At 61.5% G+C, this 13,827-nt stretch carries 11 protein-coding genes; 6 read left to right on the forward strand and 5 right to left on the reverse strand.

What is annotated here, in order from left to right:
- The first annotated feature begins 64 nt into the window (after positions 1–64).
- The gene (locus AO353_RS26795) at positions 65–928 is read left to right on the forward strand and encodes an NAD-dependent protein deacetylase (RefSeq protein ID WP_054597691.1); all 864 of its coding nucleotides are present in this window, start codon (positions 65–67) and stop codon (positions 926–928) included.
- On the opposite strand, the gene hcnC is transcribed toward AO353_RS26795, so the two are convergent.
- Genes hcnC through hcnA form a run of 3 tightly spaced genes read right to left on the reverse strand, consistent with a single transcriptional unit; the run spans position 906 to position 3,878 of the window.
- On the reverse strand, positions 906–2,165 hold the full coding sequence (hcnC, locus tag AO353_RS26800) for a cyanide-forming glycine dehydrogenase subunit HcnC (RefSeq protein ID WP_054597692.1): 1,260 nt from the start codon (positions 2,163–2,165) through the stop codon (positions 906–908). The two genes, AO353_RS26795 and hcnC, sit on opposite strands and share 23 nt — an antisense overlap.
- Entirely contained in the window at positions 2,158–3,567 is a 1,410-nt protein-coding gene (gene hcnB / locus AO353_RS26805) for a cyanide-forming glycine dehydrogenase subunit HcnB (RefSeq protein WP_054597693.1), read from the reverse strand. Before hcnB ends, hcnC begins: the two co-directional genes overlap by 8 nt.
- Positions 3,564–3,878, reverse strand: coding sequence for a cyanide-forming glycine dehydrogenase subunit HcnA (hcnA, locus tag AO353_RS26810; protein WP_054598353.1), 315 nt, complete (start codon positions 3,876–3,878; stop codon positions 3,564–3,566). Before hcnA ends, hcnB begins: the two co-directional genes overlap by 4 nt.
- A gap of 316 nt (positions 3,879–4,194) precedes the next feature.
- Here hcnA and AO353_RS26815 point away from each other — a divergent pair, with 316 nt between their 5' ends.
- The 3 genes from AO353_RS26815 (at position 4,195) to pncA (ending at position 7,024) form a co-directional block, all read left to right on the forward strand.
- Entirely contained in the window at positions 4,195–4,878 is a 684-nt protein-coding gene (locus tag AO353_RS26815; protein WP_054597694.1) for a response regulator transcription factor, read from the forward strand.
- Positions 4,856–6,250: a sensor histidine kinase gene (locus tag AO353_RS26820; RefSeq protein WP_054597695.1), complete on the forward strand. Its 1,395-nt coding sequence runs from the start codon at positions 4,856–4,858 to the stop codon at positions 6,248–6,250. The genes AO353_RS26815 and AO353_RS26820 overlap by 23 nt, the downstream gene beginning before the upstream one ends.
- A gap of 135 nt (positions 6,251–6,385) precedes the next feature.
- The gene (gene pncA / locus AO353_RS26825; RefSeq protein ID WP_054597696.1) at positions 6,386–7,024 is read left to right on the forward strand and encodes a bifunctional nicotinamidase/pyrazinamidase; all 639 of its coding nucleotides are present in this window, start codon (positions 6,386–6,388) and stop codon (positions 7,022–7,024) included.
- Between the two features lie 205 nt (positions 7,025–7,229).
- Here the strand turns inward: pncA and AO353_RS26830 are convergent, their stop codons facing one another.
- Together AO353_RS26830 and AO353_RS26835 are read right to left on the reverse strand one after the other, a co-directional pair.
- The gene (locus AO353_RS26830; protein WP_054597697.1) at positions 7,230–8,531 is read right to left on the reverse strand and encodes an ATP-binding protein; all 1,302 of its coding nucleotides are present in this window, start codon (positions 8,529–8,531) and stop codon (positions 7,230–7,232) included.
- A gap of 2 nt (positions 8,532–8,533) precedes the next feature.
- Positions 8,534–9,235, reverse strand: coding sequence for a response regulator transcription factor (locus AO353_RS26835; protein WP_054597698.1), 702 nt, complete (start codon positions 9,233–9,235; stop codon positions 8,534–8,536).
- Between the two features lie 275 nt (positions 9,236–9,510).
- On the opposite strand from AO353_RS26835, the gene AO353_RS26840 reads away from it, so the two are divergent.
- A complete protein-coding gene (locus AO353_RS26840; RefSeq protein WP_054597699.1) occupies positions 9,511–10,668 on the forward strand; it encodes an efflux RND transporter periplasmic adaptor subunit in 1,158 nt (385 codons plus the stop codon).
- Positions 10,669–10,684: 16 nt separating this feature from the next.
- Entirely contained in the window at positions 10,685–13,783 is a 3,099-nt protein-coding gene (locus AO353_RS26845) for an efflux RND transporter permease subunit (RefSeq protein ID WP_054597700.1), read from the forward strand.
- Positions 13,784–13,827 lie beyond the last annotated feature (44 nt).

Raw genomic sequence — 13,827 nt, forward strand, 5'->3', positions numbered from 1 at the left:
GCAGTAGACCGAATAACAACTATCCTGCATCGTGTTGTGAAACCCGGCAACTGGAGCGCTGACCATGTTCGAAAGCCCCATCCGCGAACAGCTCGACTATCTTCAGAACCTGATGGCCGAGCAGCCGTTGCTGGTGCTCACAGGCGCCGGTATCAGCACGGCGTCGGGCATTCCCGATTACCGCGACACCGATGGCGTGCGGCGCGGCCGGCAGCCGATGATGTATCAGGAGTTCCTGAAAGCCCCCGAGTCACGCCAGCGTTACTGGGCACGGGCGATGCTCGGTTGGCCACGGGTTCGGCAAGCGCGGCCCAATACCGCCCACAAAGCCTTGGCCACGTTGCAAGCGCAGCGGCAGATTGCCGGGCTGATCACCCAAAATGTCGACACCTTGCACGATCAGGCTGGCAGCCCGGACGTGATCGAGTTGCATGGCAGCTTGCACCGGGTGTTGTGCCTGGATTGCGGCCAACGCAGTGACCGGGACTCGATCCAGCGCCTCATGGAAGCGCAAAACCCCTATCTGGCGGGTGTCGATGCGGTTCAGGCACCCGATGGTGACACCCTGCTCGACCCGGCCTTCGAGTCGCACTTTCAAGTCCCCCGCTGCCCAAACTGCGAAGGTGAGCGAATGAAACCGGACGTGGTGTTTTTCGGTGAAAACGTCGCACACGCCACCGCCGCCAAGGCCATGGCCGCTGCCGAACAGGCAGCGGGTTTGCTGGTGGTGGGGTCATCGCTGATGGCGTTTTCGGCGTTTCGCCTGTGCCGGGTGATCGCCGATCGCGGTAAACCGTTGATCGCCATCAACCTGGGCAAGACTCGCGCCGATGCGTTGCTGGACATGAAAATCGAGGCGTCCTGCGAACAGCTATTGCCGCTGCTCGCAGAACGCCTGAGCCGTCTCAGGCCATTTCTGCCTGTTTGACCACGGCCGCTTTCTTCACCTCAAACCGGTCCGCCAGGAACGGTGTGATGTCCAGCGGCAACGCTTCGTTGTTCACCAGTTTGTCGAGCAACACCCCGGTGATCGCCGAGGTCAGGATGCCGGTGCGGAAATGCCCGCAGGCATTGAGATAGCCCTGAACCCCTTTCATCGGCCCGAGAATCGGCAGCTCATCCGGTGAGCCCGGCCGCAACCCCGCCCAGCAACGCTTGAGATTGATGTGTTCAAGCTCCGGAATGCAGCGGATCGCGCCTTGCACCAACCCAAAGATTTCCGGGTAGGTGGTGGTCACGTCGAAACCTTTGTCTTCGGTGGTGCTACCAATCAGAATCTCGCCGTTGTCCTTCTGCGCCAGGTAGCAATCACTGGTGGTCAGGCAACCGCGCAAGATCTTCGGCATGCGCTCGGTCAGCAAAATCTGGCCCTTGACCGGATTCACCGGAATGCTGATGCCCGTGGCTTTCAGGCTGAGCTCCGCAGCCCAGGCACCGGCGGCGTTGATCAAGGTGTCGCAACGGAACTCGCCGGCCTCGGCAGTCTGCACGCCGACCACCTGCGACCCCTGGCGCAACACCTCTGTGACGTTGGTGTTGAAGTACATATCGACGCCATTCTGCCGGGCACCTTCGGTGTAGGCGTCCGCCAGGCGGAACGGACTGACCTGATGGTCGCAGAGAAACTCCAGCGCCCCGCGCGCTTCATGGCTGACGCTCGGCTCGGCCTCGCGCAATGCGGCCTGGTCAAGCCAGCGCACTTGATCGGCCAGGTGCGGAATGCAGGCGACGATGTGCTCGGCGTACAAGCGGTCCTCATCGTCATAGATCACGAACTTCAGCCCGGTTTTTTCGAACTTGAAATCCATGCCGTGGTTTTCCTGCAACTCGCGGTGCAGGTCCGGGTACATCGCATTCGATTGCAGGGCAAAGTCAAAGAACGAATCCGGCAGGATGTGTGGCGTACTGGAATCAACCGCCACCGCCGTGCCCTGGGTTTCGCGCTTGCGGTTGGCCGACATCATGCGAAAGAAGATCACCCCGCAGCCCAGCCCCACCGACTCGCCGATCGCCCACAGGCCGCCGGCCGACGCGCGCGTCGCGTTGCCGGGACGCTTGGCGTCGATCAGCGCGACTTTCAGATTCTTGCGTTTCGACAGTTGATAGGCGCAAGAAGCCCCGATCACACCGCCACCGGCAATCACCACATCGTAGAACTTACTCATGATTCAACGCATCCGTGCCGAGGTTCTGGAAAGCCGAAAAAGGAATCGGCTCGATGGGAAAACGCGGGCGCAACCAGCCCACATCCTGGCGCCCGGTGGCCTCACGCAAGCGGTCGCTGCAATAGCCGACACACATCCGCCCCTGACAATCGCCCATGCTCACCCGCGTACGCATTTTCAGGCTGGCCATGTCTTGAACGCCTTGGGACAGCGCGCGATCGATGTCCGCCCGGGTGGCGTTTTCACAGCGGCAGATCAGCGTATCGGCAGCCGGCAACGCCGTTTGCCCGGCACCGCGTTCGGTGTAGCGATCCACTGCTGCACGAAAGCGCACGATGGATTTGAGCTTCGCCAGATAGCGCTCGCGCAAGTGCAGTGCCTGCTCACTGCTCAGCACATCGCGCTGCACAAGGATCGACAGCGCAGCGATTCGGCCGCTGAGCATCGCTGCCTCACCACCGCGAATCCCGCCCATATCTCCGGCCAGGTGAACGTGCGGTTCGCTGCTTTGCTGCCAGATATTGGCTGTGGCGCGCAGATAACCGTCATCGCTGAAGCCATGTTCCAGGCCCATTTGCTGACTCAGCTGAGTACGCGGAATAAAGCCATAGCCCACCGCCAGGGTGTGCGCCGGCACCTGTTCGGCGCGACTCAGGTCTGGCTGCCAGTTGCTGGAATACGGTGCGACCGTCACGCTGCGTAACTCGCCCTCGCCTTGCGCCTCGACCACGCCCCAACCGTAGCGCATCGAGATTCGGTGCAGTTTCAGATAGGCGAGCATGCTCAGCCCGTCGAGGAACAATTGGGGTTTGTTCAGCAGTGCCAGGCTTTCCTTGGCGATCTTGCCGAACGCGCAGGCCTCGAACACTCCGGCGACCTTCACCCCGCTGGCATGCAATTGACAGGCAACCAACGGCAACAACGGACCAGTACCGGCGATCACCACCGGACTTTGCGGCTTGACCACGCCACTCTTGATTTGCAGTTGCAGGCCGCCCAGCAGTATCACCCCCGGCAATGTCCAGCCGGGGAACGGTACGCTACGCTCATGGCATCCGGCGGCGAGCAACAATTGCGGGTAGGTGATTTCCTGCACGCGTTCGTCAGCGTCCAGCATGACCAGCGCCCGAGTCCCTTCTGCACCGACAACCCGCGTGTTCAAACACACATCGATCAGCGCACAACGGTCCTGAAAGTCGCCATGCAGTTTGGCCAGGGACTCGGCGTAACGCGGTCCCAGATAGTCCAGTTGCACGCCGTCGCGCAACGGCCCGCGATACACCACGCCGCCCAGCCGCGAAGCTTCTTCGAGCAAGGTGCAGTGCACGCCGTGCCTGGCCAGTTCAATGGCCGCCGCCATACCCGCCGGACCACCGCCGACGATGACCGGATGCAGGCTCATAGTGCCTCCTGCTCGGCAATGCGGTTGACCGCCGTTTCGACCCGCATTCCCGGCTGCACCAGCGTCTGGCAGGCGCGGCGTTTGTGTCGGCCGTTGATTTTCACCAGGCAGCATTGGCACACGCCCATGCCGCAATAGGCCCCGCCGATCTGATCGTGATCGTTACGTGCGACCTGACGCACGCCGAGGGCTTGAATGACCGTCAGCACTGTTTCGCCTATCGCGGCGCTGACCCGTTGGCCATTGAGTTCGATGGTCATATCTGCCCGCATAAGCGGCTGGATATCAAAGGTACGGTCTAGGCGTTGCATGGCATGTTTCATCCGTGAAAAGTCATTAAGGGGTGTCAGCATCCTGTTGCTGTCGTGCAATGAGGCAACATCGCTGCGCCAGGACAATGTAACTGACGGTGCTACAAGGCCCTGATTCCTTTACGTTACGTGATATGCCAAAGCAAAATATTGATCCAGGCCAGTGAACCGTGCCGCGCCTCCTCCTGTCACACGCGATGAAAAGTCGTGTCTGCCTGAAGGCGATCTACCCTGCATGAAAGTTTTTTTAGAACCCTTGCCGGCATTTCTTGGCACACTGCCACCCGTGTATTTCACTTATTCTCAGGCAGGCCCCATGACCCGAATCCTGACCATTGAAGACGACGCCGTCACTGCACGGGAGATCGTTGCCGAACTGAGCAGCCATGGTCTGCAGGTGGACTGGGTCGCCAATGGTCGAGAAGGCCTGGCGCGGGCGGTCAGCGGTGACTACGACCTGATCACCCTTGACCGCATGCTGCCGGAGCTCGATGGCCTGGCGATTGTCACCACCTTGCGAACCATGGGCGTGTCGACGCCGATTCTGATGATCAGCGCCCTCTCCGACGTCGACGAGCGTGTTCGCGGCTTGCGCGCCGGCGGTGACGATTACCTGACCAAACCCTTTGCCACCGACGAAATGGCCGCCCGCGTCGAAGTCCTGCTGCGACGCCAGAACACCGTCAAGGACTACACAACGACGCTGCGCGTGGCTGACCTGGAGCTCAACCTGATCAGCCGCGAAGCCAGCCGCAGCGGACAGTTGCTGAGCCTGCTGCCGACCGAATACAAACTGCTGGAGTTTCTGTTGCGCAATACCGGGCAGATCCTCACGCGGATGATGATTTTCGAAGAGGTCTGGGGCTATCACTTCGACCCCGGCACCAATCTGATCGATGTGCACATCGGACGTCTGCGCAAAAAAATCGACCTGCCGGGCCAACTGCCGCTGATACGGACTGTGCGAGGCTCGGGTTATGTCATTGCTGAACCCGTCTAAAGGCTGGCGCTCCTCCAGCAGCCGCTTGCTGGCGCTCTACAGTTCGCTGTTCGTGGTCTGGAGCGGCCTGCTCATGGGGGTGATGTATTACGAGGTTTCCAGCTACCTGGAGAACCTTGCCAAACATTCGCTGATGCAGCGCCAGCACCTGTTTTCACGCTTCCACGGTGATCAGCTGGATGAGGCGCTGATTGCCAGCATCACCTTCGACCAGCGCGGTATCGACGCCTATGGGCTGTTCGACGAACAGCATCGGCCGCTGCACGGGCTGATTCGCAGGATCCCCGCTGGCCTGCCGCTGGACGGCAAGATCCATTCACTGGGCGACTGCGCCGATCCGGATGACGCCAGCCTGCCATCCGACAGTTGCGACGCGGTGGCGACCCACACACTGGATGGCCGCTGGCTGGTCCTGGTGCGTGACAACGGTTCGTTGTTTGCGGTCACACGGATCATCCTGCATGCGCTGTTCTGGGGAGTCTCGCTGACCATCATTCCCGGCATCGCCGGTTGGCATTTGTTGCGCCGTCGACCGTTACAACGGATTCGCGCCTTGCAGGCGAGCGCCGAAGCCATCGTCGCCGGCAACCTCAACCACCGTTTGCCGCTGTCCAGCCGCCGCGATGAGCTGGACATGCTTGCGGCCATCGTCAACGCCATGCTCGAACGCATCGAGCGCCTGGTGAACGAGGTCAAGGGGGTTTGTGACAACATCGCCCACGACCTGCGCACCCCGCTCACCCGGCTACGCGCGCAGCTTTACCGCATTCAACAGCAGGCCGTCGAAGGTTCTGCCGAGGCGTTGCAGCTGGATCAGGTGATCGCCGAGACCGACACCCTGATGGCGCGCTTTCGCGGATTGCTGCGGATCTCCGAGCTGGAGGATCAACAACGGCGTTCAGGCTTTGTGCTGTTCGATCCATTGCCGTTGCTGCAGGAACTGTACGATTTTTACCTGCCGCTGGCCGAAGAAGGTCAGCTGACATTGAGCCTGCAAACACCGCAGACCTTGCCGGCGCTGACCGGCGACCGGGCGTTGTTGTTTGAAGCCCTGTCGAACTTGCTGAGCAACTCGATCAAGTTCACCCCGGCGGGCGGTCAGGTCATCGTGCGGGCAATCGACAATGCCGGCACCACACGTATTGAAGTACTCGACTCCGGCCCCGGCATCCCGGCGGACAAACGCACAGCGGTGTTTCAACGGTTCTATCGCGTCGACGACAACGCCAAGAACGGTGGCTTCGGCCTCGGCTTATCGATTGTCGCGGCCATCGTGAACCTGCACGGATTCGCCCTGGACGTCGGCAGCAGCGAACTCGGCGGCGCCCGCCTGACACTCGACTGTCGCCAGCATTTACTGCCCGCCGACTAATAGCGCCCACTCCCCCCGCAGCTGGCGTAGCCTGCTGCGGGGGAGTGGGGACGCTGTTCAGGAGTCGGTTCAGCGTTTGAAGAGTCTGAACCTGACGCTATGCTTGCGTTTCCACTTCCAGGGAGGTAACCGGTCATGACGTCCACATCCGCTCAATCACACTGCGCCTTATTAGTCATCGATGTACAAAACGACTTCACTCCCGGCGGCCGACTGGCGGTACCCGAGGGCGACCGGATCATTCCCTTGATCAATCGCCTCGCCGGTCAGTTCACCCAGGTGATCATTGCCCAGGACTGGCATCCGGCCGGGCACGCCTCGTTCGCGTCCAGCCATCCCGGACGCCAACCCTATGATGTTATTGAACTGCCTTACGGCGCCCAGACCCTGTGGCCTGAACATTGTGTGCAAGCCACCACTGGCGCCGAACTGCATGCCGAACTGAACCTGCCCCACGCCCAGTTGATCATCCGCAAAGGCTGTAACCCGGACATCGACAGCTATTCGGCGTTTCTGGAAGCAGACCGCACCACCCCCACCGGCTTGGCCGGGTATCTGAGGGAGCGCGGGATCGATACGGTGTTCATGGTCGGACTTGCGCTGGATTTCTGCGTGATGTTCTCGGCGCTGGACGCCCGCGCAGCCGGGTTCAATGCCACGGTGGTGCTGGATGCGTGCCGGGCGATCGACCTGAACGGCTCGCTGGCCTCGGCCATGGAACGGATGGACCAGGCTGGGGTGGGGTTGATCACGGCGGCTGAAGTATCCGTTTGAACCCCGACCTTGTGGTGAGGGGGCTTGCCCCCGTCGGCCGGTCCGCGTTCGGGCGAAGCAGTCGTAAAGCTGCCGAATGCAGTGTGTCTGAATATATGCATTGGCAGGTTTTGGGGTCGCTTCGCGGCCCAACGGGAGCAAGCTCCCTCGCCACAAGGTCAGTGCAAGCTCGAGTTACCGTTGAGTGTCAGTAAAAAGCCTGAGATCAAACCGGGGTCGGCAGCCACAACCGGAACCGCGCCCCGCCCAGCGGCGAGGTTTCGGCCGTCAGTGTGCCGGCCTGGGCTTCCAGGGCTCGGCGGCTGATCGCCAGCCCCAGGCCAAACCCGCCCGTGGCGCGGTCGCGGCTGCGGTCCAGGCGGTAGAAAGGTTCGAAGATCCGCTCGCGTTCGTCTTCCGGAATGCCGATGCCGTCATCGTCGACGCAGATTTCACAGCCTTTTGCGCAGACCTGCACGCCGATCTGAATGCGTTTTTCGCAGTAGCGCATGGCGTTGCGCAGCAGGTTCTGGATCGCTCGGGCGGTCAGGCGCGGGTCAAGGCTGAAGCGTTCGAGCTGGCCGTGCAACAAGACGTCGATGACGATGTCCGGCGACTCCAGCTCTTCATCGACGCTGCCCAGAATACTGTCGATAAACTCATCCAGCGACACGTCCACCTGCTCCGGCACCCGTGCCGGATTCTGCAGGCGGCTGTAGGAAAGCAATTCCAGCACCAGCTCATCCAGTTCACGAATATGTGCAACCAGGCCCTGCAAACGCTCGCGGCTGGCGGCCGGCAAGTCGTCGGACAAGGCCAGTGCCAGGCCAAAGTCCAGTCGGGTCAACGGCGTGCGCAATTCGTGGGACACCGCGTTGAGCAAATCACGTTGCTGGTTCAGGAGGTTTTCAATATCGCCGGCCATGGTGTCGAAAACGTTGGCCAGGCTGCCAATGTTCGAACTCGGCGGGATCTGTGTGCGCTCGCTCAAGTGGCCCTTGCCAAAGCGCTCGGCGGTATTTTTCAGACGTTCCAGATCGCGCCAGTGCGGCCGCAGCCAGATCAACAGACACGCCAGCAGCGCGCCGCCGATCAGTACGTTGATGCTCCAGTACAACAAATTGACGTCCAGCGGATCCGGCGGCACCACCAGTTTCACCGACAGTTGCTGATCCAGCGGCGAGACCGCCAGCGTGCGCCAGCCCCAGTCGCCCATGCGGATAACGTTTTCACCGCGCTCCAGACGCTCACGTTCGTAGGGGGTGAAATCCGCGTCGTCGTTGCGCACCAGTGCCACGTGCAACGGGCTGAAGTCCTGGTCCAGCTGCGCGGCCAGATGGGTCCATTGCTCGGTCGGCACTCCGTGAAACTGTTGGGTGATCAGCTTCTGCAAGCCTCGGGAGTGATCAAGGTTGTAGTTCACGAATCGCTCGTGAAACACCTTGATCACCAGATCCGGGATGAAATAAATCGCCGCGCTAAAGGTGACGACGGTGATCAGGTAGAGGCGGATCAGAATGCGCAGCATGTTCAGCATTCCCACTCGGAGCGACTGAACAGATAACCCTTGCCCCACACGGTTTTGATCTTGCGCGCTTCGCCGGCATGATCGTCGAATTTGCGCCGCAGCTTGGAAATCGCCACGTCCACCGAGCGGTCGGTGCCGTTGAATTCAATGCCGCGCAGGCGTTGCAGGATCTGGTCGCGGCTGAGTACTTCACCGGCGTGGCGAGCCAGCACGACCAACAGGTTGTATTCGCCGCTGGACAGTTCGACCAGTTGCTCGCGCCAGGTCACGGTGCGCTCCGACAGATCGATACAGAGGTTGCCCATGAGGATTCGGTCGCTGGCGGTCTGCGGCTCGTTCAGGCTGCTGCGCCGCAGCAAGGTCCGCACCCGCGCCAGCAATACCCGTGGCTCGCACGGCTTGGTGACGTAATCGTCAGCGCCCATCTCCAGGCCCAGCACCTGGTCATGACTGTCGTCGCGGGCGGTCAGCATCAGAATCGGCAGAGCCGCCGAATCGGCGCGCAGCAAGCGACAGACCTGCAAACCATCGAGGCCTGGCAGCATCAGGTCGAGGATCACCAGATCCGGCGGATCGACCCGCGCCCGTTCGCGCACATGGTCGCCACGGCTGATCACACTGACCTGATAGCCATTGCGTTCAAGGTAGCTGGCAATCAATTCAGAGAGTGCGGAATCGTCTTCGACCAAGAGGATGTTGGGCATGGGTGTTTCCAGGGAATGCAATGGTGAGCAGTGGACCGCTATCGCGGGCAAGCCTTGCTCCTACGGACAGCGGGCGTTCGCAAATATTGCGTCCGGCTCGATACCTGTAGGAGCAAGGCGTGTCCGCGATCGACTGCGAAGCAGGCGCCAAGGATATACGCCCTCGCACAGGCATGAGTAAAACCATTACACAATTTCACACAGCACCTACAAAGCTTCACCGCTACGCTCGTCCCCTCCCCGTAGGATGCCGGGGTCATTATTGGGGTATTTACATGTCAAAGAACCTGTTTGCGAAGCTCGGCCTGATTGCCTTGGCAATGACGCTGAGTGCGTGCGACAAGTCCTCCACTGCCGAAGAAACAGCGCCGCTGGCCACGGTCCGGATCGAAACCATCGAAGCCCGGCCACTGTCGATCAGCAGCGAACTGAGTGGGCGGATCGCCGCGCCGCGAATCGCCGAAGTCCGGGCCCGGGTGGCCGGCGTGGTCCTGCAACGGACCTTCCGCGAAGGCAGCGACGTCAAACAGGGCGACGTGCTGTTTCGCATCGATCCGGCACCGTTCAAGGCTGATCTGGACAGCGCCCAGGCGGCGCTGCGCAAAGCCGAGGCCAATGCCTTTCAGGCGCGCTTGCAAGAGCAGCGTTACGCGCAGTTGATCGAAGGCAATGCCATCAGCGGCCAGGATTACGACAACGCCCGCGCCGCCGTCCGGCAGACCGCCGCCGATGTCGCGGCCAATCAGGCGGCTGTGCAACGGGCGAAACTGAACCTCGGTTACGCCACTGTCACCGCACCGATTTCCGGGCGGGTTGGCCGTGCCTTGGTCACCGAAGGCGCGCTGGTCGGGCAGAACGAAAGCACGCCATTGGCACTGATCCAGCAGCTGGACCCGATCCACGCCGACCTGACCCAGTCGACCCGCGAACTCAACGAGTTGCGCCGGGCGTTTCGTGCCGGGCAGATGCAGCAGGTCGGCCAGGATCAGGCCAAAGCCACGCTGATTCAGGACGACGGCAGTCTCTACCCATTGCCCGGCAAGCTGCTGTTCGCCGACATCAGTGTCGACCCGGGTACTGGCCAGATCATTCTGCGCAGCGAGTTCCCCAACCCGGACCTCGACTTGCTGCCGGGCAGCTTCATCCGGGTGCGCCTGGAGCAAGCGGTGAATCAGCACGGTATCAGCGTGCCGCAACGGGCGATCCTGCGTGATAGCGCCGGCATTGCTCAGGTGCTTTTGCTCGACGCCGACGCCCGTGTCAGCCAGCAACCGGTGCAGCTCGGCCAAGTGCAGAAGGATCGCTGGATCGTCACCGGCGGCCTCAAGCCCGGCGACCGCATTGTCATCGAAGGCCTGCAGCACGCCCGTCCCGGCGAAAAAGTAGAAATCGACGACACCCCTCTTCCCCTTGCCCAGGTCACCGGGCAGTAGGCAGGACGCAGACTTTATGCCGCAATTCTTTATCGACCGCCCGGTGTTCGCCTGGGTGGTCGCACTGTTTATCCTGTTGGCCGGTGCGCTGGCTATCCCGCAGCTGCCTGTCGCGCAGTACCCCAACGTTGCACCGCCGAAGGTCGAGATCTATGCGGTGTACCCGGGCGCCTCGGCGCAAACCATCGACGAAAGCGTGGTCAGCCTGATCGAGGGCGAGCTCAACGGCGCCGATCACCTGCTGTATTTCGAATCCCAGAGCAGCCTTGGCACCGCGACCATCACCGCCACCTTCCAGCCCGGTACCGATCCGGAAATGGCTCAGGTCGATGTGCAAAACCGCCTCAAGGTGATCGAGTCGCGCCTGCCGCAAGCGGTGACCCAACAAGGTTTGCAGGTCGAGAAAGTCTCGGCCGGCTTCCTGCTGTTGATCACCCTCACCTCCAGCGACGGCAAGCTCAATGACGTGGCGCTCAGCGACTATCTGGCGCGCAACGTGATGAACGAGATCAAGCGTCTGGACGGCGTCGGCAAGGCTCAGCTGTATGGCGCCGAACGGGCCATGCGGATCTGGATCGACCCGCAGAAACTGATCGGTTTCAACCTGACCCCGGCCGACGTCAACGCGGCGATCGTCGCGCAGAACGCCCAGGTCTCGGCCGGCAGCATCGGCGATTTGCCGACCCGTACCACCCAGGAAATCACTGCGACGGTGCTGGTGAAAGGTCAACTGTCGACCCCCGAAGAGTTCGCCGACATTGTGCTGCGGGCCAATCCCGACGGTTCCACGGTGCGCGTGGGTGACGTGGCGCGGGTCGAAATCGGCAGCCAGGAATACCAGTTCTCCACCCGCCTCAACGGCAAGCCGTCGACAGCGGTCAGCGTGCAGCTGTCGCCCGGCGCCAACGCCTTGAGCACCGCAACGCTGGTGCGCGAGAAGATGGACGAGCTGGCGCGCTACTTCCCGGCCGGTGTGGAATACAAGATTCCGTACGACACTTCGCCGTTCGTCAAAGTCTCGATCACCAAAGTGGTCTACACCCTCGGCGAGGCGATGCTGCTGGTGTTCGCGGTGATGTTCCTGTTCCTGCAGAACATCCGCTATACGCTGATCCCGACGTTGGTGGTGCCCGTGGCATTGATGGGCACTTTTGCGACCATGATGGCGCTGGGTTTCTCGATCAACGTACTGACCATGTTCGGCATGGTCCTGGCGATCGGCATTCTGGTCGACGACGCTATCGTCGTGGTCGAGAACGTCGAGCGGATCATGGTCAACGAAGGTCTGTCGCCCAAAGAAGCAACGCGCAAAGCCATGAGCCAGATCACTGGGGCGATCATCGGTATTACGCTGGTGCTGGTGGCGGTGTTTATCCCGATGGCGTTCATGCCGGGCTCGGTCGGGGTGATCTACCAGCAGTTCTCGCTGTCGATGGCCACATCGATTCTGTTCTCGGCGTTCCTCGCCCTGACACTCACCCCGGCACTCTGCGCCACGCTGCTGAAACCGATCGCCAAAGGTGAACATCATGCCAAGGGCGGTTTCTTCGGCTGGTTCAACCAGCGCTTCGAGCAGATGACCGAGGGCTATCAGCGCTGGGTCGTCTACGCCCTGAAACGCAGTGGTCGTTATCTGCTGGTCTATGGCGTGTTGTTGATTGGTTTGGTGTTTTGCTTCAGTCGCCTGCCCTCGTCCTTCCTGCCGGTCGAAGACCAGGGCTACACCATCACCGACATTCAACTGCCACCGGGTGCCAGCAAGAACCGTACGGTGCAGGTGGTCGAGCAGATCGAAGCGCACAACGCCACTGAACCCGGTGTCGGCGACAGCACAGTGATTCTCGGCTTCAGCTTCTCCGGCAGCGGTCAGAACGCAGCCCTGGCGTTTACCACGCTCAAGGATTGGTCTGAACGCGGCAGCGACGACTCGGCGGCCTCGATTGCCAATCGCGCCAACGGTGCCTTGAGTCAGATCAAGGACGCCGTGGCCTTCTCGATACTGCCACCTCCGGTTGACGGCCTCGGTACGTCGAGCGGTTTCGAGTTCCGCCTGCAAGACCGCGGTGGCCTGGGTCATGCGGCGCTGATGCAAGCGCGCAGTGCCTTGCTGGCGGCTGCCGAGAAAAGCCCGATCCTGATGAACGTGCGCGAAAGTGCCCTGGCGGAAGCACCGCAAGTGCAACTTGAGGTCGACCGCAAACAGGCCAATGCCTTGGGCATTTCCTTCGCCGATATCGGTAACGTGCTGTCCACCGCTGTCGGTTCGGCCTACATCAACGATTTCCCCAACCAGGGGCGGATGCAGCGGGTGGTGGTTCAGGCTGAAGGCGATCAACGCAGTCAGGTTGACGACTTGCTGAAGATCCACGTGCGCAACAATGCCGATAAAATGGTCCCACTGTCGGCGTTCGTCCAGGCCACATGGACCCAGGGCCCGGCGCAGCTGACGCGCTACAACGGTTACCCGGCGATCAGCATTTCCGGTGAGCCGGCGCCCGGTCACAGCACCGGCGAAGCGATGGCGGAAATCGAGCGTCTGGTCGCCCAAGGCCCGGCAGGTCTGGGTCAGGAATGGACCGGGTTGTCGTTGCAAGAGCGCCTGTCCGGCAGCCAGGCACCGATGCTGCTTGGCTTGTCATTGCTGATCGTGTTCCTGTGTCTGGCAGCGCTGTACGAGAGCTGGTCGATTCCGACTTCGGTGCTGCTGGTGGTGCCGCTGGGTGTGCTCGGCGCGGTGCTGGCGGTGACCTTGCGCGGAATGCCCAACGACGTGTTCTTCAAGGTCGGGCTGATCACCATCATCGGGCTGTCAGCGAAAAACGCGATCCTGATCATCGAGTTCGCCAAGAGCCTGTACGACGAAGGCCATGACCTGATCGACGCCACCGTGCAAGCCGCACGCTTGCGCCTGCGACCGATCATCATGACCTCGCTGGCATTCATCCTTGGCGTGGTACCGCTGGCGATTGCCACCGGCGCAAGCTCGGCGAGTCAGCAGGCGATCGGCACTGGCGTGATCGGCGGGATGATCACCGCGACCATGGCGGTGGTGTTTGTGCCGGTGTTTTTTGTAGTGGTGATGAAACTGGTCAGGAAACGCCAAGCAAAACCCTGAACCAGACACAACCTTGTGGCGAGGGAGCTTGCTCCCGCTGGACC

It is taken from the genome of Pseudomonas fluorescens, assembly GCF_001307155.1.
Classification (GTDB): Bacteria; Pseudomonadota; Gammaproteobacteria; order Pseudomonadales; family Pseudomonadaceae; genus Aquipseudomonas; species Aquipseudomonas helvetica.

Bases quoted from the DNA above. Each gene is read 5' to 3' on its own strand.
- hcnC (WP_054597692.1), bottom strand. From the start codon at position 2,165: ATGAGTAAGTTCTACGATGTGGTGATTGCCGGTGGCGGTGTGATCGGG.
- AO353_RS26830 (WP_054597697.1), bottom strand. From the start codon at position 8,531: ATGCTGCGCATTCTGATCCGCCTCTACCTGATCACCGTCGTCACCTTT.
- pncA (WP_054597696.1), top strand. From the start codon at position 6,386: ATGACGTCCACATCCGCTCAATCACACTGCGCCTTATTAGTCATCGAT.
- AO353_RS26835 (WP_054597698.1), bottom strand. From the start codon at position 9,235: ATGCCCAACATCCTCTTGGTCGAAGACGATTCCGCACTCTCTGAATTG.
- hcnA (WP_054598353.1), bottom strand. From the start codon at position 3,878: ATGCAACGCCTAGACCGTACCTTTGATATCCAGCCGCTTATGCGGGCA.
- AO353_RS26815 (WP_054597694.1), top strand. From the start codon at position 4,195: ATGACCCGAATCCTGACCATTGAAGACGACGCCGTCACTGCACGGGAG.
- AO353_RS26795 (WP_054597691.1), top strand. From the start codon at position 65: ATGTTCGAAAGCCCCATCCGCGAACAGCTCGACTATCTTCAGAACCTG.
- AO353_RS26840 (WP_054597699.1), top strand. From the start codon at position 9,511: ATGTCAAAGAACCTGTTTGCGAAGCTCGGCCTGATTGCCTTGGCAATG.
- AO353_RS26845 (WP_054597700.1), top strand. From the start codon at position 10,685: ATGCCGCAATTCTTTATCGACCGCCCGGTGTTCGCCTGGGTGGTCGCA.
- hcnB (WP_054597693.1), bottom strand. From the start codon at position 3,567: ATGAGCCTGCATCCGGTCATCGTCGGCGGTGGTCCGGCGGGTATGGCG.
- AO353_RS26820 (WP_054597695.1), top strand. From the start codon at position 4,856: ATGTCATTGCTGAACCCGTCTAAAGGCTGGCGCTCCTCCAGCAGCCGC.